This window comes from Mesorhizobium sp. M0145, from assembly GCF_040322355.1.
Taxonomy (GTDB): Bacteria; Pseudomonadota; Alphaproteobacteria; order Rhizobiales; family Rhizobiaceae; genus Mesorhizobium.
This window is the reverse complement of sequence record NZ_JAMYTK010000005.1, coordinates 99,105-119,944: the sequence shown is the minus strand read 5'-3', so window position 1 is coordinate 119,944 and position 20,840 is coordinate 99,105. Positions and strand designations below refer to the sequence as shown.

22 protein-coding genes and 2 tRNA genes are annotated in these 20,840 nt (G+C 63.7%); 13 read left to right on the top strand and 11 right to left on the bottom strand.

What is annotated here, in order from left to right; all coding sequences use genetic code 11:
* Positions 1–12 precede the first annotated feature (12 nt).
* Entirely contained in the window at positions 13–921 is a 909-nt protein-coding gene (locus NKJ28_RS11215) for a LysR family transcriptional regulator (protein ID WP_352635547.1), read from the bottom strand.
* Positions 922–1,050: 129 nt separating this feature from the next.
* Here NKJ28_RS11215 and NKJ28_RS11210 point away from each other — a divergent pair, with 129 nt between their 5' ends.
* From NKJ28_RS11210 to NKJ28_RS11190, 5 genes are all read left to right on the top strand, one after another.
* Positions 1,051–1,554: a nuclear transport factor 2 family protein gene (locus tag NKJ28_RS11210; protein WP_352635545.1), complete on the top strand. Its 504-nt coding sequence runs from the start codon at positions 1,051–1,053 to the stop codon at positions 1,552–1,554.
* A 60-nt stretch (positions 1,555–1,614) separates the two neighbouring features.
* A complete protein-coding gene (locus NKJ28_RS11205; RefSeq protein WP_352635543.1) occupies positions 1,615–2,310 on the top strand; it encodes an alpha/beta hydrolase in 696 nt (231 codons plus the stop codon).
* Positions 2,307–2,612 (top strand): alpha/beta hydrolase family protein, encoded by a 306-nt coding sequence (locus NKJ28_RS11200; protein ID WP_352635541.1) that lies wholly within the window; start codon positions 2,307–2,309, stop codon positions 2,610–2,612. The genes NKJ28_RS11205 and NKJ28_RS11200 overlap by 4 nt, the downstream gene beginning before the upstream one ends.
* Complete coding sequence (locus tag NKJ28_RS11195) at positions 2,609–3,163, top strand: nuclear transport factor 2 family protein (protein ID WP_352635539.1); 555 nt, start codon at positions 2,609–2,611, stop codon at positions 3,161–3,163. Before NKJ28_RS11200 ends, NKJ28_RS11195 begins: the two co-directional genes overlap by 4 nt.
* A 130-nt stretch (positions 3,164–3,293) precedes the next feature.
* The gene (locus tag NKJ28_RS11190) at positions 3,294–3,740 is read left to right on the top strand and encodes a nuclear transport factor 2 family protein (protein WP_352635537.1); all 447 of its coding nucleotides are present in this window, start codon (positions 3,294–3,296) and stop codon (positions 3,738–3,740) included.
* Positions 3,741–3,795: 55 nt separating this feature from the next.
* Here the strand turns inward: NKJ28_RS11190 and NKJ28_RS11185 are convergent, their stop codons facing one another.
* Together NKJ28_RS11185 and NKJ28_RS11180 are read right to left on the bottom strand one after the other, a co-directional pair.
* Positions 3,796–4,227: a cupin domain-containing protein gene (locus tag NKJ28_RS11185; RefSeq protein ID WP_352635535.1), complete on the bottom strand. Its 432-nt coding sequence runs from the start codon at positions 4,225–4,227 to the stop codon at positions 3,796–3,798.
* 70 nt (positions 4,228–4,297) lie between these two features.
* On the bottom strand, positions 4,298–5,128 hold the full coding sequence (locus tag NKJ28_RS11180; RefSeq protein WP_352635533.1) for an AraC family transcriptional regulator: 831 nt from the start codon (positions 5,126–5,128) through the stop codon (positions 4,298–4,300).
* Positions 5,129–5,212: 84 nt separating this feature from the next.
* Here NKJ28_RS11180 and NKJ28_RS11175 point away from each other — a divergent pair, with 84 nt between their 5' ends.
* Entirely contained in the window at positions 5,213–6,412 is a 1,200-nt protein-coding gene (locus NKJ28_RS11175; RefSeq protein WP_352635531.1) for an amidohydrolase, read from the top strand.
* Here NKJ28_RS11175 and NKJ28_RS11170 read toward each other — a convergent pair.
* From NKJ28_RS11170 to NKJ28_RS11150, 5 genes are all read right to left on the bottom strand, one after another.
* A complete protein-coding gene (locus NKJ28_RS11170; protein ID WP_352635529.1) occupies positions 6,351–8,612 on the bottom strand; it encodes a xanthine dehydrogenase family protein molybdopterin-binding subunit in 2,262 nt (753 codons plus the stop codon). The two genes, NKJ28_RS11175 and NKJ28_RS11170, sit on opposite strands and share 62 nt — an antisense overlap.
* The gene (locus tag NKJ28_RS11165) at positions 8,609–9,598 is read right to left on the bottom strand and encodes an FAD binding domain-containing protein (protein ID WP_352635527.1); all 990 of its coding nucleotides are present in this window, start codon (positions 9,596–9,598) and stop codon (positions 8,609–8,611) included. The genes NKJ28_RS11170 and NKJ28_RS11165 overlap by 4 nt, the downstream gene beginning before the upstream one ends.
* Entirely contained in the window at positions 9,595–10,080 is a 486-nt protein-coding gene (locus NKJ28_RS11160; protein WP_023676406.1) for a (2Fe-2S)-binding protein, read from the bottom strand. The genes NKJ28_RS11165 and NKJ28_RS11160 overlap by 4 nt, the downstream gene beginning before the upstream one ends.
* 250 nt (positions 10,081–10,330) lie before the next feature.
* Complete coding sequence (locus NKJ28_RS11155) at positions 10,331–11,311, bottom strand: NADP-dependent oxidoreductase (protein ID WP_352635524.1); 981 nt, start codon at positions 11,309–11,311, stop codon at positions 10,331–10,333.
* Between the two features lie 128 nt (positions 11,312–11,439).
* Positions 11,440–12,513 (bottom strand): alkene reductase, encoded by a 1,074-nt coding sequence (locus NKJ28_RS11150; RefSeq protein WP_031211698.1) that lies wholly within the window; start codon positions 12,511–12,513, stop codon positions 11,440–11,442.
* Between the two features lie 84 nt (positions 12,514–12,597).
* Here NKJ28_RS11150 and NKJ28_RS11145 point away from each other — a divergent pair, with 84 nt between their 5' ends.
* Positions 12,598–13,467 carry a LysR family transcriptional regulator gene (locus NKJ28_RS11145; protein WP_352635522.1) on the top strand — a complete coding sequence of 290 codons (870 nt, stop codon included), beginning with the start codon at positions 12,598–12,600 and terminating at the stop codon, positions 13,465–13,467.
* A 435-nt stretch (positions 13,468–13,902) separates the two neighbouring features.
* Here NKJ28_RS11145 and NKJ28_RS11140 read toward each other — a convergent pair whose 3' ends face one another.
* Positions 13,903–14,553, bottom strand: coding sequence for a hydrolase (locus NKJ28_RS11140; RefSeq protein WP_352451920.1), 651 nt, complete (start codon positions 14,551–14,553; stop codon positions 13,903–13,905).
* A 181-nt stretch (positions 14,554–14,734) separates the two neighbouring features.
* On the opposite strand from NKJ28_RS11140, the gene NKJ28_RS11135 reads away from it, so the two are divergent.
* Positions 14,735–15,628 carry a LysR family transcriptional regulator gene (locus NKJ28_RS11135; RefSeq protein ID WP_352635520.1) on the top strand — a complete coding sequence of 298 codons (894 nt, stop codon included), beginning with the start codon at positions 14,735–14,737 and terminating at the stop codon, positions 15,626–15,628.
* A 510-nt stretch (positions 15,629–16,138) separates the two neighbouring features.
* Here NKJ28_RS11135 and NKJ28_RS11130 read toward each other — a convergent pair.
* Positions 16,139–16,213 (bottom strand) — tRNA-Asn (locus tag NKJ28_RS11130).
* Positions 16,214–16,433: 220 nt separating this feature from the next.
* On the opposite strand from NKJ28_RS11130, the gene NKJ28_RS11125 reads away from it, so the two are divergent.
* Positions 16,434–16,694 (top strand): hypothetical protein, encoded by a 261-nt coding sequence (locus NKJ28_RS11125; protein ID WP_023676401.1) that lies wholly within the window; start codon positions 16,434–16,436, stop codon positions 16,692–16,694.
* A gap of 64 nt (positions 16,695–16,758) precedes the next feature.
* Here NKJ28_RS11125 and NKJ28_RS11120 read toward each other — a convergent pair whose 3' ends face one another.
* On the bottom strand, positions 16,759–16,959 hold the full coding sequence (locus NKJ28_RS11120) for a hypothetical protein (protein WP_352451402.1): 201 nt from the start codon (positions 16,957–16,959) through the stop codon (positions 16,759–16,761).
* Positions 16,960–17,176: 217 nt separating this feature from the next.
* Between NKJ28_RS11120 and NKJ28_RS11115 the strand changes: the two genes are divergently transcribed.
* The 4 genes from NKJ28_RS11115 (at position 17,177) to NKJ28_RS11100 (ending at position 20,655) form a co-directional block, all read left to right on the top strand.
* Positions 17,177–17,250 (top strand) — tRNA-Cys (locus tag NKJ28_RS11115).
* A gap of 89 nt (positions 17,251–17,339) precedes the next feature.
* A complete protein-coding gene (locus NKJ28_RS11110) occupies positions 17,340–18,008 on the top strand; it encodes a protein-L-isoaspartate O-methyltransferase family protein (RefSeq protein WP_352635518.1) in 669 nt (222 codons plus the stop codon).
* A 186-nt stretch (positions 18,009–18,194) separates the two neighbouring features.
* The gene (locus tag NKJ28_RS11105) at positions 18,195–19,586 is read left to right on the top strand and encodes a TolC family outer membrane protein (protein ID WP_352635516.1); all 1,392 of its coding nucleotides are present in this window, start codon (positions 18,195–18,197) and stop codon (positions 19,584–19,586) included.
* Positions 19,587–19,785: 199 nt separating this feature from the next.
* Positions 19,786–20,655 (top strand): DUF2497 domain-containing protein, encoded by an 870-nt coding sequence (locus NKJ28_RS11100; RefSeq protein WP_352635514.1) that lies wholly within the window; start codon positions 19,786–19,788, stop codon positions 20,653–20,655.
* Positions 20,656–20,840 lie beyond the last annotated feature (185 nt).

Here is a 20,840-nt window from a genome sequence, read left to right as displayed (position 1 = left end):
CGAAAAGCCACTTCAGATCCGCAGCTTGTGCGAATTCGCGCGGACGAAGTCGATGAAGGCCCGCAGCTTCGGCGGTACCAGGCGGCGGCTCGGATAATAGAGGTGGAGCGGCTCGTAAGCGGGACAGAAAGGCTCCAGCACCTTGACCAGCGCGCCTGAGGCGAGAAGCGGCACGGCGAGGCCCTCGACCGCGAAGGCGAGGCCCAGCCCTTGCGCGGCGGCGGTAATGCACAGCGGAAGTGTGTTCACGACCAGACATGCGTCCGGCGTGAATGCGACTTCGCGTCCATCCACGGTGAACTCCCAGGGCGAAATCGCGCGCGTGCGGGTGAGGGCGAATGCGATGCAGCGATGGGCGGCGAGGTCGGCCGGCCGCTTCGGTGTGCCTTTGCGCGCCAGATAATCGGGGCTACCCACCACGACCATCTGCAGTGGCCCGCCCAGACGCGCGCCGATCATGTCTTTCTCGAGAAGCTCGCCGATGCGCAGGCCGGCATCGAAGCCGTCGGCGGCGATGTCGACGAAGCTGTCGTCGAAAATCAGACTAAGCCGCACTTCGGGATAAGCATCCATGAACGGCCGCATCAATGGCTCTATCAGCAGCGGCGCGGCGATCCAGGGCAAGCTGAGGCGCAGCGTGCCGGCGGGACGGTCGCGGCTCTCGCGCAGAGCCGCACCAGCCGCCCAGATGTCTTCGGCTGCCGGACGCACGTGGTCGAGGTAGTGGGCGCCAGCCTCGGTCAAGCCAACGCTGCGGGTCGTGCGGTTGAGCAGCCGCACCCCCAGACGCTCCTCGAGCCCCTTGACCGCCTCGCTCAACGAGGCCGGAGCGACGCCGAGCTCGGCGGCGGCGCGGGTGAAGCTCCTGGCCTGGGCGACTTTCACGAAGGCGACGATGCCGCTGAATTGGTCGAAGCGCATTGTAAGGATTTTCCAAATAGCCCTGTCGAACTCTACTGGTTTTTCCGGCGAACAAAAGGCGTCATGTTGGGGTCCGACGAACGAGCCTCGGTGTTGGGAACGGCTCGAACGGGCAAGGAGACAGAACCGATGACAAGGCTCGCTTTACTCGCCGCCGGCACTCTTCTGGCGGTGTCTGCCGCCCCGGCGCACAGCGGGCCACTGGAAGACCGCAATATCCAGCTCATCAAAGACTATTACGCAGCTTACGCGACCGGCAATCCCGAGGCCGTGCGGCCCTTCCTCGCGCCCGACATCGTGTGGCGCATTCCCGGTCATCATCCGCTCGCCGGCGACAAGCGCGGGCCGGACGAGGTGGTCGCCTTCTTCCGCGGCCTGGCCGACGGCAAGTTCAAGGCCGGGCCGATCTTCTTCCAGGCGCAGGGCGACCTCGTCGTCGACGTCCATCGCGGCTGGTCGAATGTCGGCTCAGGTCCCGAGATCGACCAGCTCTACGCGCTGATGTTCCGCATCAAGGACGGCAAGATCGCCGAGGCACAGAATTTTTTGACCGACATGTATCAGTCAGACGCTTTCTACTGGGCGCATTACCCGCTGAAGCCGCTGCCCGGCCGACTGGCTGGCGAGCGCTGAGACGGCGGTCTTTCTCGCAACGCGCAGCGCTTCTCACTCCAAGCCAAAGGAGATTTGCGAATGCTTAAAACCCTGACACTTGCCGTAGCAACCACCGCCGCGCTCGCCGCCTCCAATGCCGTCGCCGCACCGCGCGTCGAGCGCGTCACATTCTCCTCGCATGGTGAGCAGCTTGTCGGCGACATCTATCTGCCAGAGGATCTGGACGCGGCAAAACCTCGGCCGGCGCTGGTCGTGACCGGCGCCTGGATGACGGTGAAGGAACAGATGCCGGCCCGCTATGCCCGCGAGATGGCCGATCGCGGCTTCGTCGCCTTGACCTTCGATTTTCGCGGCTGGGGCGAAAGCGGCGGCATGCGCCGCCAGTACGAGGACCCTAACGCCAAGATCGCCGACATCGAAGCGGCGGTCGCCTATCTCGCGACCCGGCCCGAGACCGATCAGGACCGCATCGGCGGGCTCGGCATTTGCGCCAGCTCCGGCTATATGGTCACCGCCGCGGCAGGAAACGCCGCGATCAAGTCGGTCGCCCTCGTTGCGCCCTGGTTACAGGATGCCGAAGTGGTCGAGCAGACCTATGGCGGCAAGGAAGGCGTCGCCAGGCTCGAAGCCACGAGCGATGCGGCCGAGGCCGAGTATCGCCGCACCGGCAGACAGGCGTTACTGCCGGCCGCCAGCCTGAGCGACGAGCGCGCGATCATGTTCAAGATGCCCTATTACACCGAGCCCGTTACACCGAGCCCGATCGCGGCATGATTCCGGCCTGGCGCAACGAGGCCGATCCGGCGTTCTGGCGCGGCTGGTTGAGGTTCGATGCGATCCGGGCGGCTCCGCGCCTGAACCAGCCTTTTCTGATGGTGCACAGCGAGGCGGCTGCCATTCCGCAGGGTGCGCACAAATTCTACGCGGGGCTGACCAGCTCCAAGCAGGAGCTGTGGCTCGACAATGTCACCCAATTCGATTTCTACGATCGTGCCACGCCGGTGAAGGCGGCGAGCGATGCCGTCGCCGCGCATTTCCGCGCAACGCTGGGCGGTGCGGGGGAGGCGGGACAATGAGCCTCGTCACCCGCCGGTATGTCCTGGTCTCGGCGGTTTCAGCCGCGATGGTTTCCGCTATCTCGGCGCCCGCCGCGAGCGCATCGGGAGATGCGCTGACGGTCAAAGATAGGATCGCAATCGCCGAGGCGATTGCCGGGATCGGCCTCTATGCCGATCTGCGTGAATGGGACCGGGTCAGATCCTATCTCGCGGCCCGTGTCACGACCGACTACACCAGCCTCTTCGGCGGCGAGGTCACGACCAGCGGCTGCGACGCGCTGATCGCCCAATGGCAAGCGCTGCTGCCGGGCTTCGACGCCACCCAGCACCTCATCACCAACATCATTGTCGAAGGCGGGGATAACGGTGCGGTTGCGCGCAGCCATGTCCGCGCAACCCACTGGATCGGCGGGCGGTTCTGGACGGTCGGCGGCAGCTATCTCCACCGGCTGGTGCGGACGCCGGAAGGTTGGCGCGTCAAGGCAATCTCCATCCGCCGCTTGTACGAAGAGGGGGATCGCGCCGTGCTGGCCGCCGCCGCCGGCCGGGTAAAGGCGGAGGCCAAATGAGTGTTCGGGTTTGCGCATGCCCAGTCGCGCGGCGAGGTTGCTCGGAGCATCGGCAACGTGAATATTGATCGAAATGTCGGGGCAGGCTTGGCGCATGCGGCATTAGTGCCGCCAACCGCGGAGACAGGACATGACCCTTTCATTGCAGGAGGTTTCCGATAGGCTTGAGATCGAACAGCTGCTTGTTCGCTATTGCTATGCGGTGGACGATCGCGACTGGGAAGCCTATCGCAAAATATTCACACCCGATGCCGTGCTTGACGACACTGTAACAGGTGGAATCAGGAGCGGTGTGGATGAGCATGTTGCTTACATGAAAGGCGCCCTTTCCAAGATATTGATCTCGCAGCACGCCATTTCGACAATCCTTCTGGATCTCCGAGGGGATGAGGCCAGCGCGCGCGTGCATTGTTCATGCCCGATGGTGGTCGACCTCGGCGAAGGCAAAAGGCAGGTCTTCTTCCAGGGGCTTTGGTATCGAGACCGCGTCGTACGCACGTCCGAGGGCTGGCGCATAAGTGAACTTGTCGAGAAAGGCTATTGGAATCACAATTTGCCTGAGGGGTTCGCGTTCTGACGTCTGTTACGCGCTGTGCTGGATCCGCCCCGGACGCCGTTTTCAGACGTGGCAGCTACTGGCGCAACACCGTGTTCTTGGTACCTTCTTCGACCTGGTCGATGACCAGCAGCTTGACCGGATCGGCGCCGACATTGGTCGCCTGATGCCATTGCCCGATCATCTCGATGATGAAATCACCTGTTTGATAGGTGTTGCTCTTGCCGGTCTCGACGTTGGTGACCTGAAGCGTGCCGGCCTCGACATAGGCATAGCGCGGAAACGGATGCTTGTGGACCGGCAAGGTCGCGCCCGGCGCGATCTGATAGGCCGAGACCAGGACCTGGACGTTCTTCTGCGGCAGCGTGATCGGCTGGCCGGACGCGGTCTCGGTGTGAGAGGCAAGCGGGGTCACGATGACCGGCGTGCCGCTGGCATCCAGCGCCTGGGCGCTGTTTGCAAACAGTGGAGCCGCGAGCAGCAGCATCGATGCCAAGATTTTTCGCATGATTCCCCCCGAGCTGCGTCAGCATTGCGCAGCAAGCATTGGCGCGCAAGCTTGTCTGTTCAGGAGCGCCTTATCCCGCTCTTCTGAACATGCCCGGCGTCATGCCATGCATAGCCCGGAATGTACGGGAAAGATGGCTCTGGTCGGCGAAACCCGCCGCGATGGCGGCGTCGGCGAGGCCAAATCCCTGTTCGATCAGCGCACTCGCCCGGCGCAATCGCCGGTCGCGGATATAGGCCGCCGGCGTCAGGCCGATCGCCTTGTTGAAGTCGCGGATGACCTGGAATCGGGTCACGCCAGCCGCGCCGGCTAGCCGCTTGAGGTCGAGCTGCGAGCCAAGCTCGCTTTCGACAAGATCGCGGTAGAGCGAGAACCGCCGCTGCGATCCGGAGCTTTCGATCTCTTCGGCCTGTCCGCTCGAGTCGCCATGCCGAACGATCAGCCGTCGCAGCGCCACGAGCAGGGACGTCTCGGCCGTCATTGTGTCCGGGGATGTCGAGCCCTGGTGTGCTGCCATCAATGCTGCGGCGAGACTGCTGTCTTCGATAGTCGCGCGCGAAAATACTGGAGCGCCGTCGCGGCCGAGTTCGCGGGTAAGCGCGGTCATCATCGGCACCGAAGGATAAAACGTCCGGTAGGCCCAGCCTTCATCCGCCCCGCGTTCGCCGTCATGCCACTCCTCGGGATTGACGACGGCAATGGTGCCTGCCGGAGCGAGAACGCTTTTGCGGCCGATGCGAATGCGCTCGCAGCCAGAGGTGATCAGGGCGATCACATAGGTCGGGTGCGTGTGCAAGTCATAGCGGTGCCGGGTGAAGCGCGCCTCGAACAGGCCCAGGTCGGGGAAGCACGGATGGCGCCAGTATTTCCCGGTCTCTGCCGCTTCGTTTGTCCTTGCCATGGTCAATCCGGTTCAAGACGCCTCTCGCCGGGCCTTCTATGGCAGGCAAACCAAGCCGCTTTTTGTCGGCGGAAAGGAGGCATCATGTTGCATAATGACCCCGTCGCCGCGCTGACACCAGAGGTTATAGGCTGGCGGCACCATATCCATGCCAATCCGGAACTCGCATTCAATGAATACGAAACGGCGCGTTTCGTTGCAGAGAAGCTGCGCTCCTTCGGCGTCGACGAGGTGCATGAAGGGATCGGCGGCACCGGCGTCGTCGGTGTCCTGCGCAGCGGCGCTGGAACGTGCGCTATCGGCCTTCGCGCCGAGCTCGACGCGCTTCCGGTGCTGGAGAAAACCGGCCTGTCCTATGCTTCGAGGCAAGAGGGCGTGATGCACGCCTGCGGCCATGACGGCCACGCCGCCATGCTGCTCGGCGCCGCCAAACTGCTCAGTCAATCGCGCGCCTTCGACGGAGCCGTCACTTTCATCTTTCAGCCGGCCGAGGAAAACGAGGGCGGCAGCATGCGCATGATCGAGGACGGCCTGTTCAAGCGCTTTCCGGTCGAAGCGGTCTATGCGGTTCACAACTGGCCGGGCATCAGGCTGGGGACGATCGCCGCCCGCGTCGGGCCGCAAATGGCGGCCGTCGATAATTTCGAACTGACCTTTGAGGGTCTTGGCGCTCATGCCGCCATGCCGCAGCTCGGGGATGACCCGATCCTGGCCGCGGGCGCCTTCGTGCAAGCCGTCCAGCGCATCGTCAGCCGCTCGGTCGACCCTCAGAGCGCGCTTGTCGTCAGCATCACGCAGATTCATGGCGGCAATGTCGGCAATATCGTGCCGGGCAAGGTCTGGCTGCAAGGCACCTGCCGCTTCTTCGAGCACGGCCTTTCCGACCATTGCGAGAGGCTGATCGGCGAGATCGCACAAGGTATTGCCGCCGCGCATTCGCTCAAGGCCAGGCTCGACTACAGGAAGGGCTATCCGCCGCTGATCAATACGGCCGATGCGACGGCCCGCGCCGTCGAGGCCGCCGCCTCCGTCGTCGGCCGGGAGAATGTCTTGACCGAGTTCAGCCCCAGTCTCGGCTGCGAGGATTTCGCTTTCATGATCCGCGCCGCCGGCGGCTGCTATGCGTGGATCGGCGCCGGCGAGGTCGGCCCGGGCGAAGGCCTGCACGGCGACCGCTACGTTTTCAACGACGAGATCGTGCCGACGGTGATGCGCTATTACGTCAACCTCGTCGAGCAGACGCTTCCGCGGGCCGATCCTTCCACAGCAGTTTTTCCGGCGTGATCGGCAACTCCCGGATCCGCTTGCCTGTGGCGTCGAAGACGGCGTTGGCAACAGCAGCGGCAACGCCGGTGGCGCCGAGTTCGCCGATGCCTTTGCCGCCGATCGGGCTGGCATGCTCGTCCACCTCATCGACGAAGTGGATTATGATGTCGCCGGGAATGTCGGCGTTGACCGGAATGGCGACTCCGGAAAGGTTCTTCGACAGGAACCGGCCAAGCACCGGTTCGTGCCTGCTCTGCTCCATTGCCGCCATGCCCCAGCCCCAGATGATGCCGCCCGTCATCTGGCTGCGTGCGGTGCGGGGATTGACGATGCGGCCGGCGCTGTAGCTGCCCACGGCGCGACGAAGCCTGAGCAGGCCGAGCCCCGGATCGACGCCGACCTCCATGAAAATCGCGCCGAAAGTGCGCATCGCGAGGCCTTTGCCATGCTGCGCCGGATCGAACGAGCCGGAGCCGGTGATCTCGCCGATGTCGGTATGGCTCATCACGTCGGCGATCGTCTGACCGCCGGCAGCGCCTCTGCGGCGAATCTTGCCGTCCTGCATCTCGACCTCGTCCGGCAGCAGATTGGCAAGACGGGCAAGCTGCGAACGCGCATCTTCGGCAGCGGCAAGCACCGCCGCGCCCACCCCCATGGTCGATGACGAGCCATAGGTCGGTCCCGCCTCCGGCAGCTGTGTATCGCCCATTTCCATCTCAATCCTCTCCATCGGCAGGCCCAGCACGTCGGCCGCGATCTGCGGAAAGATGGTGAGTGTTCCGGTCCCTATGTCCTGGGTGCCGGTGCGGATGAGCACCGTGCCATCTCGGTGCAACCTGACCTCGGCTGCAGGCGTCGGGTTGCGGAAACAGCCCATGCTGCAGGTCGCCATGCCGTAGCCGATCAGCCAATCGCCGTCGCGTTGCGGCTTGCGCGGGCGCTCGCGCCAGCCGAACAGGCGGGCGCCTTCCTCATAAGCCTCGCGCAGCTTCTTCGACGACCAGGGCTGGCCGGTGGCCGGATCCGTGTCCGCATGGTTGACCAGACGCAGGTCGAGCGGATCGATGCCGAGGCGGTGGGCGAGCTCGTCCATCGCGCTTTCAAGCGCCCAGGTGCCCGGACCCTCGACCGGCGCGCGCAGCGGCGTCGGCATGGCGACGTTTGCGCGCTCCACGCGCTGGCTGAGACGCATGGCCGGCGTGGCGTAGAGACCCTTCGAGGCTTCGGTGGCGAACTCGACGAAATCGTCGGTCACGGTGGTCAGGTTGACCACGTCCTGCTGCACGGCCGTCAGCTTGCCCGACCTGTCCGCCGCCAGCACGATCTTCTGTGCCATGCGCGGCTGATACCCGAGGCAGGAATAGGCATTGGCGCGGCTGAGCGCCAGCCTGACCGGGCGCTGCATGATGCGCGCGGCGGCGGCGGCCAGCACCTGATGCGGCCAGATCCAGCCCTTGCCGCCGAAGCCGCCGCCGGTATGGCGGGAAATCACGCGGACCTTCTCGGCCGGGACATTCATGCGGGCGGCAACCACCTGGCGGACACCGTAGACGTGTTGCGTGGCGTCGTGCAGCGTCAGCTCTCCGTCATTCCATTCGGCGAGCGTCGCCGAGGGCTCCATGGCGTTGTGATGGCGCGACGGCTGCAGGTAGACGGCTTCGACCATGGCGGCGGCGTCAGCAAGCCCGCGGTCGACCGCGCCCTTGGTAAACGTCGGCTCCAGGAACAGGAAGCCGCTCTCCCTCGGCACGACCGCAGCCTTGTCGATGGCGGTCCACTCCGGCGGTGCCGGCAATTCCGGCTCGGCGAACTCGTAGCGCAATGCGACGCGGCGGGCACCGGCCTCCGCTGCCTCCAGCGTCTCGCCCAGCACAATGGCAAGCGGCTGACCCTCGTGACGTATCTCGTCGCCCTGCATGGGCATGAAGCTCTGCGCTGCCGGCGGGCCTTCGGCCTGCTGCATCTGCGTATCCGGCTCGGCCCTCGGCGATGCGAACCGGCCGAATTTGGGCATGTCCTCATGCGTGAGCACACGCACGACGCCTTCCTCGGCGAGCGCGTCGTCGACCATGATCGACGTCACGCGGCCGGCGGGAACGGGCGCGGTCACCAGCACCGCATGGAGCAGATCGGGGGCAAAATAGTCGGCCGCATAGCGGGCGCGGCCGGTCACCTTGACGCCGCCGTCAGGGCGGGCAACAGGCTGGCTGATCATCATGACGGCATCCTCGCTGCTCTTTCGATCGCCCGCAAAGCGGCGGTCTTGGCCAGTTCGATCTTGTAGGCGTTCTGCGACAAGGGACGCGCTTCGGCGAAGGATTGCTCGATAGCGGTGCTCAACGCCTCGCGATCGCCGATTTCGGCACCGGCGAGCTGCTGGTCGGCGGCGCTCAGCCGCCACGGCCGCAGCGCGACGGACCCCAGCGCCAGGGCCGCCCGACGGATGGTTTGGCCGTCCATCTCCAGCACAGCGGCGGCAGAGACGATGGCGTATTCGTAGGATTCGCGCTCGCGCACCTTGAGGTAAGCCGATCGCGGCGCCGGCGCCGGCAGCTCGATTGCCGTGATCAGTTCGCCTTGCTGCAACACATTGTCTGCCTCGGGCCGCGTGTCGGGAAGCAGGTGGAATTCCGCTGCCGGAATGCGCCGGCCGCCGCTGCGGTGCGCGGTGACGATGACCGCATCAAGTGCTGCCAGCGCCACCGCCGGGTCGGATGGCTGGGTGGCGACGCAATCCTCGGTCCAGCCGAATATCGCGTGATTGTCGTTGATGCCATGCAATGCCGAGCAGCCGGAGCCGAGCTGACGCTTGTTGCATGGCAACTGCTCTTCGGCACGGAAATAGGCACAGCGCGTCTTCTGCAGAAGATTGCCGCCTATCGTTGCTAGGTTTCTCAGCTGCGGCGATGCGGCGTTGAGGATCGCCTGGCTCAACACCGGATAGTCGCGCATGACCAGCGCATGCTGCGCGACATCGTTGAGATGCGTCAGCGCGCCGATCGTCAAGCCGCCGCCGGGCAGTGCCTCGACCTGATCCAGCCCGTCGAGGCGGGAGATGTCGATGATCCGGGTCGGCTCGGCAATGCCAAGGCGCAGCCAGTTGAGCAATTCGGTGCCGCCGGCGAGAAAGGCGCTGTCCGGCGCGGCACCGGCTGCGATCGTTTCGCCCAGGCTGTCGGCGCGCGCATAGACGAATGGGGTCATTGGCTCGCCCTCCCGGCTGCTGAGCGCACCGCCTCGACGATTTGCGGATAGGCCGAGCAGCGACACAGATTGCCGCTCATCCATTCGCGGATCTCCGCATCGGAGCCGGTGTGTCCCTCCTCGATCAGCGCCGCCGCCGACATCACCTGGCCGGGCGTGCAGAATCCGCACTGGAAACCATCATGATCGATGAACGCCTGCTGCACGGGATGAAGCGCATCGCCGTTTGCCAGGCCTTCGATCGTCGTGACCTCGCGTCCCTCGCAGGACACGGCAAGTATCATGCAGGCATTCACACGCCGTTCGTCGAGATGCACGGTGCAGGCGCCGCACTCGCCGAAATTGCATCCCTTTTTCGTTCCGGTCAGATGCAGCCGCTCGCGCAGCAGGTCGAGCAGCGTGACGCGGGGATCGAGATCGGAAAGGCTGTGATCCTCTCCGTTCACCCGCAACCTCAATAGGTGCCGATCGTGGAAGTTCATGTGGGGTACCTCGAAGCACATGCCGTACTCGCCGCAAGGACTCGTCCAGCAAGCAGCCACCCACCTGTCGAGGCGAAAATAGGGCGGTCGATTCCGGTGAAAAGGCGCTGCCGGTCAGGGAAGGCTAAAAAACGCGCATTTGAGATTTGCGGCGGAGCGGAAAGGCCCTGCATAACTGTGGTTCACGGCCGTCCCAACATGAGCCGAATGCAGACGGTCCCCCTTTAGGGACGATTACCATGAGCTGAAGTCACCTGGTGAGGTCTAAGACTATCTTTCCGGGAGCGTGGCCGGTGCGATTGCGCTCGATCGCGGATGCCAGATCGTCGAAGCCGATCACTTCTGCAATCGTCGACCGCAGCGAGCCGCCAGCGATCTCTTGAGCGATTGTGGCTAGGCGCGCGGTGTCAGGTTTGACTGACAACCAGATGCCACGACGGCCTGCCGGGGCGCGCGAAACCACATCAGTTGCAGCGATGCTGGCCAGGACGCCGCCAGGCGATAGGACCGACCAAGATTTGTCCAAGACCTGACCCCCGACAAGATCGACGATAAGGTCAATGTCGCTCGCAAGAAGCTCGAAGTTCTGTTTCTGGTAATCGATCACTTCGTCAGCGCCCAAGGCTTGGACATGGGCCACGCTCTTGGTTGAGGCTGTAGCATAGACGGTCGCTCCAGCCGTCTTGGCGAACTGGACAGCGAAGCTGCCCACCCCACCAGCCGCGCCGTGGATCAACACCCGCCGCCCTCGAAGGTCGAAATCGGCGACCTGAAGGACTTGCCATGCCGTCATCGCCGCCACCGGTACTGCCGCCGCGTCAATGTCTGACAGGACTGCAGGCGTCTCGACGAGTTTTTCGGCATTTATCAGCAAATGGTCAGCATAAGCGCCCAGGCCCCCCAGCGCGGCCATGACCCGGTCTCCGACCCTCACGCCTTCGACGTTGGAGCCGGTCCGCAGCACGACCCCCGCCATTTCGATGCCAAGCGTCGCGGGCAAAGATAACTTGAACTTGTCGCGGACGTAGCCTTCACGGATTTTCCAGTCGATTCCGTTTACTCCGGCAGCCTTGACCTGGACGAGCACTTGGTCGGGACCAGGCTCGGGGGCGGATACCCAATCGACCTTCAAGCTCTCTGTGCCGCCATATGCTTGAAGACGCAGGGCCCGGCCGGAGCCAAGCGGTTCAGCCCGGCCGGGGGCACTTTGGAAGTCATTGTGTAGGTTCATCAGGCTTCTCCTTCCTGTTGGACGATATAGTTTGAAATCTCTCAAGAAGAACTTCTAATTATGCAGTCCACATCGGGTGAGAAATGCTTATTCGACTGCTGGCGCTTGGGGATTTACTTGCTTGCGCTTTACGCGCTCAAAGCAAGATAGTCGGTGTAGCCCAGGGCGGTGCCACCATAGAAAGTGGCTTGGACTGCCGCATTCAGCGCCGCATTGGTCTTCAACCGTTCCACAAAGTCCGGATTGGCCAGGACCATCTGGCCGTAGGACTCCTGATCGGCCAGCCCCGAATCTACGTCGGCGCCGATCTGGTCACGCGGACGACTTGGCCGATTGAGGATCAGCGATTGGTGCCAGAGCTTGCGGATATCGGCCAGCAGCGCCTCGTCGCCCTGGTGCATGATGTGCACGTAAGCGAGCCCGAGCTTGTCGAGTTCGGCGACCAGATAGCGGTAGAGGTCCGGCCCTTCGGCGCCTTCGTCGATCCCCCATATCGTCGTCCCGGGTGAAAGGCGGATCGCGGTGCGGTCCGCGCCGATCTCCTCGGCGATCGCCGTGGCGACTTCGATGGCGAAGCGCGCTCGCTTCTCGATCGACCCGCCATATTCGTCCGTGCGCGTGTTGGCGCTGGGCGCGAAGAACTGCTGGACCAGGTAGGCGTTCGCGCCGTGAATCTCGATGCCGTCGGCGCCCGCCTCGACCGCCGAGCGCGCGGCATGGCGGAAATCGTCGACCGTCTGGCGCACCTCTTCGGTCGTCAGCGCGCGCGGCGTGGGAATATCCTGCATCCCGGTCATGGTGAACATACCCGCCCCCGGCGCGATCGCGGAGGGCGCGACGGCTTGGCGGTGATGCAGCGTATTGTCGGGATGCGACATGCGCCCGGCGTGCATCAGCTGGATGAAGATGCGGCCGCCCTTGTCGTGCACGGCGGAAGCGATCTTCCGCCAGCCGGCGACATGGGCAGGCGTGTAGATGCCCGGTGTGGTGAGATAGCCCTGGCCGTCATCAGAGGGCTGGGTGCCTTCGGTGACGATCAGGCCGACGCCGGCGCGCTGGGAATAATATTCGGTGGCCAGCTCGCCCGGCGTACCGTCGAAGGCGGCGCGGCTGCGGGTCATCGGGGCCATGACGAGGCGGTTAGGCAGAGTGTAGCGGCCGACGCGGACAGGGGTGAATAAGGGACTCATTGGGATCTCCATTTTGCTGGAGCGCTTGTCCACTATTCCAATGTCGGGATAAATCTGGCAAAAGTGAAATTAATATTCCAAATATGGAGCAATAGCGTGAGCCATTTGAACGACATGGCGCTGTTCGTGGAGGTGGCGAGAGCGAGGAGCTTCCGGAAGGCGGCTGAGGCTCTGGGCATGCCCAACTCGACTCTGTCGCGACGTATCAGCGCGCTGGAGAAGGCGATCGGCCTGAGGCTTCTGCATCGAACGACGCGCAAGATCGAGCTCACCGAGGCCGGCCAGCTCTATTACGAACGAAGCAAGCGCATCGTCGACGAGGCACGGCTCGCACACGAGCAGCTCGGCGCGATGCTGGAGCAGCCGAGCGGTGTCCTGCGGGTCTCGCTCCCGGTCGACTTCGCCACGCTTTACCTGACGCCGATCATCGTCGATTTCGCGCGGCACTATCCCGGCATCACTTTCGAGTTCGACCTGACCCCGCGCCGCGTCGATTTGGTGGCCGAGCCGTTCGATGTAGCGATCCGCATCGGCGAGCTGGAAGACTCCAGCCTGATCGCTCGCCTGATCGGGCGCCACGCGCGCCACCTCTATGCGTCTCCTGGCTACATCGAAGCGTCCGACGAGCCGGCGACACCGGCGGATCTGGCGGAGCATGAATGCATCTGCATGCCGAAGATCTGGACCCTGCATCAGGGGACGAACAAGGTCGAAGTCGAGGTTGGAGGCCGCTTCACTGTCAACAGCGTCGGGATGATCCGCGCCCTGGCGGTCAACCACCAGGGCATCGCCCTGCTTGCCGAGAAGATCGTCGCCGAAGATTTGGCCTCGGGCAGGCTCCGGCGTGTCCTGCCCGAATGGCAGGGATCGGCGGTCAGCATTCACGCCGTCACCGAAACTCGCCTCATTCCAGCCAAGGCCCAGCGCTTCATCGAATTCCTGTCCGCCAGGCTGGTGGAAACTTGACCCAGATCGTTACGCGGAGAAAAGTCGGACGGCGGCGCGCTGCATCGCGCCTTAGCGTAGAAAAGACGGTGGCTCGCCGGAGTCGATGAAGCTGAGAAATACGAATTTGCCATACCCCCCTACACCAGAATGCACCAGAGTCGCCAAAAATGCGCAAACGTGACCGGACGGCGCAGAAGCCCTACGCCTCGCCGGCGGGCCGACACCGACGCTCAGGGAGCGGGCCATCGCTCTACCGCGAGGGCGGGGCGAGGTGCGCACGGCTGAACTCACGGCCATCGGCATCCCCGATGCTATCTATCCAGGATGTGCGACGAGCGACTGCTCGTGAAGGTGGGTTCGGCATCACAAGGCTTCTCTGTGAGGTGAGATGGCGAGGGCCGGCAAACGGATCGATTCCGACCCTCACCGAAATGCTCGCCATCCCGGCCCGAATCAGCCTTCGCTCGGCACAGGCGTCTTGAGGAGTTGTTGCTCCCACAGGAAGGCGATGCCGCTGCCGCCGAAGTGCTGGATGAGAATCTCGGTCAGCTCTTCGACATGCTCGGTGCGCGCCCAGTCGCGCTGCCATTCGCCAGCGAGCGCCATCACGGTCATCATGTTTGCGCCAGCCGCGATCATCCGCTGGATGGCGATCTGGTGGGACTCGGTCGAAACGCCGCCCGACGCATCGGTGATCACGGACACGTCCCAGCCTTCGCCGAGGGCTTGGATGACAGGCATCGCGACGCAGACTTCGGTCCAAAGGCCTGCGATAATCAGTTGTTTGCGGCCGGTCGCCTTGACCACGTCCACCACCTTCTCGTCCTGCCAGGTGTTCACCCAAGTCCGGTCGATCACTTCCTGCCCCGGGAAGACGTCAGTGATCTGCTTGAAGAGGATGCCGCCACGACCCGCGATCACGCTGGTGAGAATGGTCGGAACATTGAAGGCTTTTGCTAGCTTCGCCAGCGCGGTCGCGTTGTTGACCACAGCTTGCGGATCGTGGCTGTTCAGGTTCGCGAGTTGGTAAGGCTGGTGGTCGATCAGAACGAGTACCGAGTCTTCAGGACGAAGAAGCGAATCAAGGCCGTTGCGAGGGGTCATCAAGACTTCCTTTCTCTGCCGCCATGGACGGCAATCTTTCTCTGCCGCTATGGACGGCAATGGGTTCACGGGAGACATGCGCCAGCGGGCGAGCGTTGCCTGGACGCAATTTGCCGTTCCTTTTGGTGATGCAGTAGTGCCATAATCAGGCAAGCTGTGTCGCGAAATGAGGAACGCTGAATTGGACATCGAAGATCTACAGACATTCGTCGCAGTGGCCGATGCAGGGGGCGTATCGGCCGCCGCGCGCCGGCTCGGCGTCTCCAAGTCAATCGTCAGTCGGCGGCTCTTTCGGGTTGAAGCGGAACTTGGCGTCCAGCTTCTTGCACGAACGACCCGCGGCGCCGCGCTCACCGAAGCGGGAATCACGTTCAGAGACCATGCGGCCCGGGCCAGCGCAGAGATCGATACGGCTCGGGAAACGATCCTCCCCACCGGTGAGCTGCGCGGCCGCCTGAGGGTTGCCATGCCGCTTACTTTCGGCGCGACCCACTTCGCCCCCGTGCTCGCGGAAATGGCGCGTCTGCACCCGAAGCTTCACATCCATACTTCCTACAGCGATCGCTTCGTCGATCTCATCGCAGAAGGTTTCGATTGCGCGATCCGGGGCGCCTACCTTCAAGACTCCAACCTGATCGCGAAGCGCGTCGGGCCGATCCACGGAAAGCTTGTCGCAAGCCCGGATTATATCGAGGTGCACGGGTCACCCGAGACTCTGGACGAACTCGTCACCCATCAGGCCCTCATGCAGGGAACGGAAGCCTGGCAGTTCATAAATGGCAGCAAGATTGTTACGGTCCAGCCGCAGGGCAGGTTCAAGGCCGATAGCGCCACGGCGCTTGCCGCCGCGGCGGCGGCAGGTCTCGGCATCGCCTGGCTCCCCGATTGCATCACACATGAATATGTGGCCTCCGGCGCGCTGGTCCCGATCATGACACGCTATCCGGTACCTCCGGGGGCCGCGTATGTCGTCCGACCGCCGGGTCAGCATCCCACGCGGAAAGTGCGGGTGCTCACCGAGATGCTGATTGAGTACTTCAAACGGAACACGGATCTTTGGGGTCTTGACAACTAGGACACGAACGGTGCGAAGCCTCCCCACCGGCAGGAGGCACGGGGGTAAATTCTCCAGGCAACGCCGCAGGCGCGACGTCCACGCGGATCATGTTCAACCGAGTAGGCGTTGAGATCTTGCCTGTGCAGGTCTGGCGCGAGGCCTCTCCGCTTTGTCCCAGCGACGCCTCGCGCGCGCAGGCTCAAAGCTATGCAATCCGCCGTCCACGAACACCTCGCGCCCGTCTGTAAGCTGCTGTCGTTGAGGCAGCGACGGCAAGTAATAACGGGCGGCAACGTTCGGACGCCGCCGCGGCGAACTGAACGGCGCACTCGGGCGCGAAGCCGCCGGTCATCAGTATTTCCGCGCGGTAGCCGCCGAATAGGCGTGGGCGGGCGAGCCTGCTATTCTACGCCTGATTTCATCGGTCCTCGATGCTCTGACACTCTGGAAGCAGGACTATCGAGATCGACGCGTAGGGAGAAATTGTACGCTGGCGCGCAATATCGCGCTATGGCGTAGAAGAGGCGGTGGCTCCCCGGGCCGGATTCGAACCAGCGACCAACCGGTTAACAGCCGGTTGCTCTACCACTGAGCTACCGGGGAACAGAGGCTCTCATGTGAGTGGGGCAGCCTATAGCAAACCCGTTTCGGCTTTGCAAAGAAGCATTTCGCATTTTTTCGGTGCTTTTTGGCGCAGGGCTTGCTGGCAATGGCCGGCGAGCGCCCTCATATGAGCTGTCTCTCGCCTGTCACGGAACAGAAAAGGCCGTTGCGGCTTTCTCCGGCTGATGGTGCTACTGATGCAAACGGATCGACATTTCACATGACGGCAATGAGCGACGAACAGCCACCGGCCCGGAAAATCTCGGTCTTCGGCCGCCAGTTCACCATGCCGCGCTCGCGCGGCCTCAGGATTGCGATCGGCGTTGTGCTGATCATCGGCGGCATTCTCGGCTTCCTGCCGATCCTGGGTTTCTGGATGGTACCGATCGGACTGCTGGTGCTCTCCTACGAATTTGCCCTGGTGCGTCGTCATCGGCGCCGCTTCGTCGTCTGGTGGGAGCGACGGCGCCGGCCTGACTGAGATTGCCCCGCTGACGGCCGCCAGCCTGCCATATGTCGGCGAGCGGCGTCGTCCGCCCATACGTTTACCGAGGTTGGTCGAAGCAGCTCTCCAGACGTTCGCAAAGCTCCTTGAGAACGGCGGTAGCCGATGCCAGCCGCGCCCGGTCGCGCGGCGGCAGGGTGTTTGCGCCTTCTATGCTGAGGCGGTCGATGGCATAGCGCACAAGCTCTGCAGACTGCGACAATCCGCGCGACGTGCCGTCCTTCGTAGCTGCTCGACGCATGGCGGAGCCTCCTCTTTGCCCAACGTGGCCGCCGGTTTCGGGTTCCCGTCGCCCAGAATCATGCTTAACGATAAGCTAATATGTTATTGCTAAGATGGGCATTGCGTTGATAAGGCAGGGCATGGAATGTCGAGGAACCGTTGGGAATGCATGGTGGCCGCTTGACGGCATTTTCGCCGCAACCTATTGGAGCCGGGTGGAACGCCGGGAGCAATGAGGCCTCGTGGCGGAGTGGTTACGCAGAGGACTGCAAATCCTTGCACCCCGGTTCGATTCCGGGCGAGGCCTCCAATGCCCGAGCTCCCGCGCGTCAGCGCCAGGGGGCTTCAGTTCCGGTCGAAACAGCCGCGGCCTTTGCGCGGCAAGCGGATGGTTGGAACATGAGCGCTGATTTTGCCGAACGCCGGGTGAAGATGGTCGACGGCCAGATCCGCACCACCGACGTGACCAGCGCACCGCTGCTCGAGGCGATGCTTGTCGTGCCGCGCGAGGCCTTTGTCGGCGCCGGCCAGCGTGACCTTGCCTATATCGACGAGGACATCCGCATCGCCGATACGGCCGATGGCCCGCGCTATCTGATGGAGCCGTCGCCATTGGCCAAGCTTATGCAACTGGGCGATATCGGCCCAAGCGATTCGGCACTCGATGTCGGCTGCGGCACCGGCTATGCGGCGGCGATCCTGTCGCGGCTGGCAAGGTCCGTGGTGGCGCTGGAAGGCGATCCGGCGCTGGCCGAGACCGCCACTTCGACGCTTGCGGCGCTGGGTTGCGGCAATGTCACCGTGGTCCACGGGCCGCTGCCGCAAGGCCATGCCGCCAAGGCACCTTACGACGTGATCCTGATCGGCGGCAGCGTCGGGGAGGTGCCGGCGGCGCTGTTCGACCAGCTTGCCGAAGGCGGCCGACTCGTCGCCGTGGAGGGGCAGGGCAATTCGGGCGTAGCCCGGCTTTTTTTTAAGACTGGAGGGGTTGTAACGGGAAGACGCGCATTTAATGCGGCAATTAAGCCACTACCGGGATTCGAACGCATTCCCGCCTTCGAATTCTGAGTGATTTTGCCTTGCAGCGAAGGCGCTGTCATGATCGCTTGCGTTTGAACAATCGTTGCTGATCTGCATAACCGGGCGTTTCTGGGGGCTTTCAGCGGGGGAACGATAAAAAACGCGGCGCCGGCTGATCAGAAGGAGAAGCCAGCGTGGCGCAGTTCCCGTGCAAAACGAATGAGGGAATATAACGTGCCGTCTGTACGCAAGTTGCTTTTTACCGCTGTCCTCGTTTCGGCGACAGCGCTGTCTCCAATGGCCGCCTCGGCTGAAACGATCATCGGGGCCCTTTCAAAGGCCTACCAAAACAATTCCTCGCTCAATTCTTCACGCGCCGGCGTTCGTGTCACCGACGAGGGCGTTGCCATCGCCAAGTCGGGCTGGCGCCCGACCATCACCGGTTCCGCGAGCATCGATTATACCGCCAGCCACAGCAACCGGTTGCACCGAAACATCTCGTTGACCACCGGCAACTTCGGCGTCGAGATCGACCAGACGCTGTTTGACGGTTTTCAGACCAGGAACAATGTGGCGGCCGCCGAATCGCGGGTCCGCGCTTCGTTCGAAAGCCTGCGCAACGCCGAAGAAAACACTCTTTTCAACGCGGCAAGCGCCTATATGGACGTTATCCGCGACCGCCAGGTCGCCGTGCTGACCGAACAGAATCTGCAATTCCTGACCGAGCAGGCGCGTGCGGCGCGTTCGCGCTTCGAGGTCGGCGAAGGTACGCGCACCGACGTCGCGCAAGCCGACGCCCAGCGTGCCTCCGCGGTGGCGCAGTTGAGCGCCGCCCGCGCGACGGCGCTGGCAAGCGCTGCGACCTATCGCCAGATCGTCGGCGACGAGCCGGGCAGGCTCAGGCCGGCTTCGCCGCTGTCGAAGCTGTTGCCGTCGAGCCTCGATGCGGCGATCGCGATCGCATCGGCCGAGCATCCGGCCATCCTCGCCACCGCGCATCTGGTCGACGCGGCGGGGTTTTCGGTGAAGTCTGCCGAAGGCGCGTTGCTGCCGCAACTATCGGCGTCGGCAGGTGTTTCGAGCGCCTTTCGCGGCACCGCGCCCGGCTCGCTCTCCTCGACACAGGATGGCGTAACCAATTCGGCGAACATCGGCGCGACATTGACGATACCGATCTATTCCGGCGGCCGGACCTCGGCATTGGTTCGCCAATCAAAGGAATCACTTAGCCAGGCCCGTATCGAGGTCGATGTCAGCCGCGACACCGTGCGCCAAGCGGTGACCTCGGCATGGTCGCAATACACCGCCGCGCAGCAAAGCGTCACGGCCAACCGGCAGGTGGTCGCCGCCGCGCAGCTTGCCCTGAACGGCGTCATCGAAGAGCGCAATGTCGGCCAGCGCACCACGCTCGACGTGCTCAACGCGCAGGCGACCCTCATCACCGCCAAGATCAATCTTGTCAGCGCCGAACGCGACGTGGTGGTGGCGAGCTATGCCATCCTCTCGGCGGTTGGCCATTTGTCGGCAGACCGCCTTGCGCTCAACGTGACGAAGTACAGGCCCGAAGAGCATTACAACGCCGTCAAGGACAAGTGGATCGGCCTGCGCACGCCGGACGGCCGCTGATCGCCAAGCCGTGTTTTCAGCCCGCGCTCGAACGACGCGCGGGCTTTCAACTCCCGACCCTAATCTGTTGAAATCCGAGATGTCGCCAGATTGGGGATTCTCGCAAGCCGTTCCGTCGGTTACGCTGTTGCCATGATTCGAATCCGGCATTGCCGGACAGGAAATCTGAGAACGAGTCACAAGGGCGGCGGATGTGACGATGGCGACGGCAAGCAGCGTACAGCGCGAACCTTCCATGGAAGAAATACTGGCTTCCATCAGAAGGATCATCGAGGACAGCGATACCGGCCGCAAGCAGCCGGGCGACGCGGACGATCTGCGCCAGGATCTGCAGCCGGCGCCGGCAGCCGGACGGGCAGCGGAGGGGGATACGTTCCGCTCCGAACTGCGCGGCGGACTGGAGATCGCCAAGCCGGCCACGCGCGCCGAGGTGCAGCCAACGGCCGCGCCGGTCATTGAGCGCCTGGAAACGCCGCTGCGCGCCGGCCCGGTAAAGGCAGCGGTGACGCTGGCTGAGGTGAACACCGCTCCCGAACCGCCCGCAAAGCCGGATCGGCCTGCGACAGCCAAGGCTGCCGAGACGACCGACACCATCATTGCCGATTGGCGGCGCGAGATCGCGGCGGTCGGCGACGCGATGGCCAAGCCGGAGCGCGCCGAGCCACTCCGGACGCCGGACGCCGAGCCGAAAGCCGAGGTTTTCGAGAACGAGGCGACTGCTGGACCTGTGCCGGAGCCTTCGGAAATTGGGCCGGAGCTTTCGGAAAGCGGCCCGGAATCTTCGAAAATCGGCCCGGAATCGTCGAAAATCGGATTGGCGCGTCCGGCGGCCAGCGAGGCGCCGCCCGCACGTCCGGCAATCCTTTCGGAGCATACGGGCCGGCAGGTTGCCGCCGCCTTCGGCGAGCTTTCCGACGCGTTTGCCAGCCGCAGCAAGAAGACTTTCGACGAGATGGCCGAGGAGATGCTGCGGCCCATGCTGCAGGACTGGCTGGACAACAACCTTCCGACGCTGGTCGAGCGGCTGGTGCGCGAGGAAATCGAGCGCGTCGCGCGCGGCGCGCAGTAGCAATTCGGAGAGCCGCCAATGGGCGGCGCTCGACCGGCGAATTGTCGAAGTCGGCGCTGCCCCTCATCCGCCTGCCGGCACCTCCTCCTGTATAGTGACGGGGAGAAGGGGTTGACCGCAATTTAGGCGCCTTTTCCGCAACGTTCGTGACTGGCGAAAGCTTCAGTACAGGCGTCTTTCTCCCC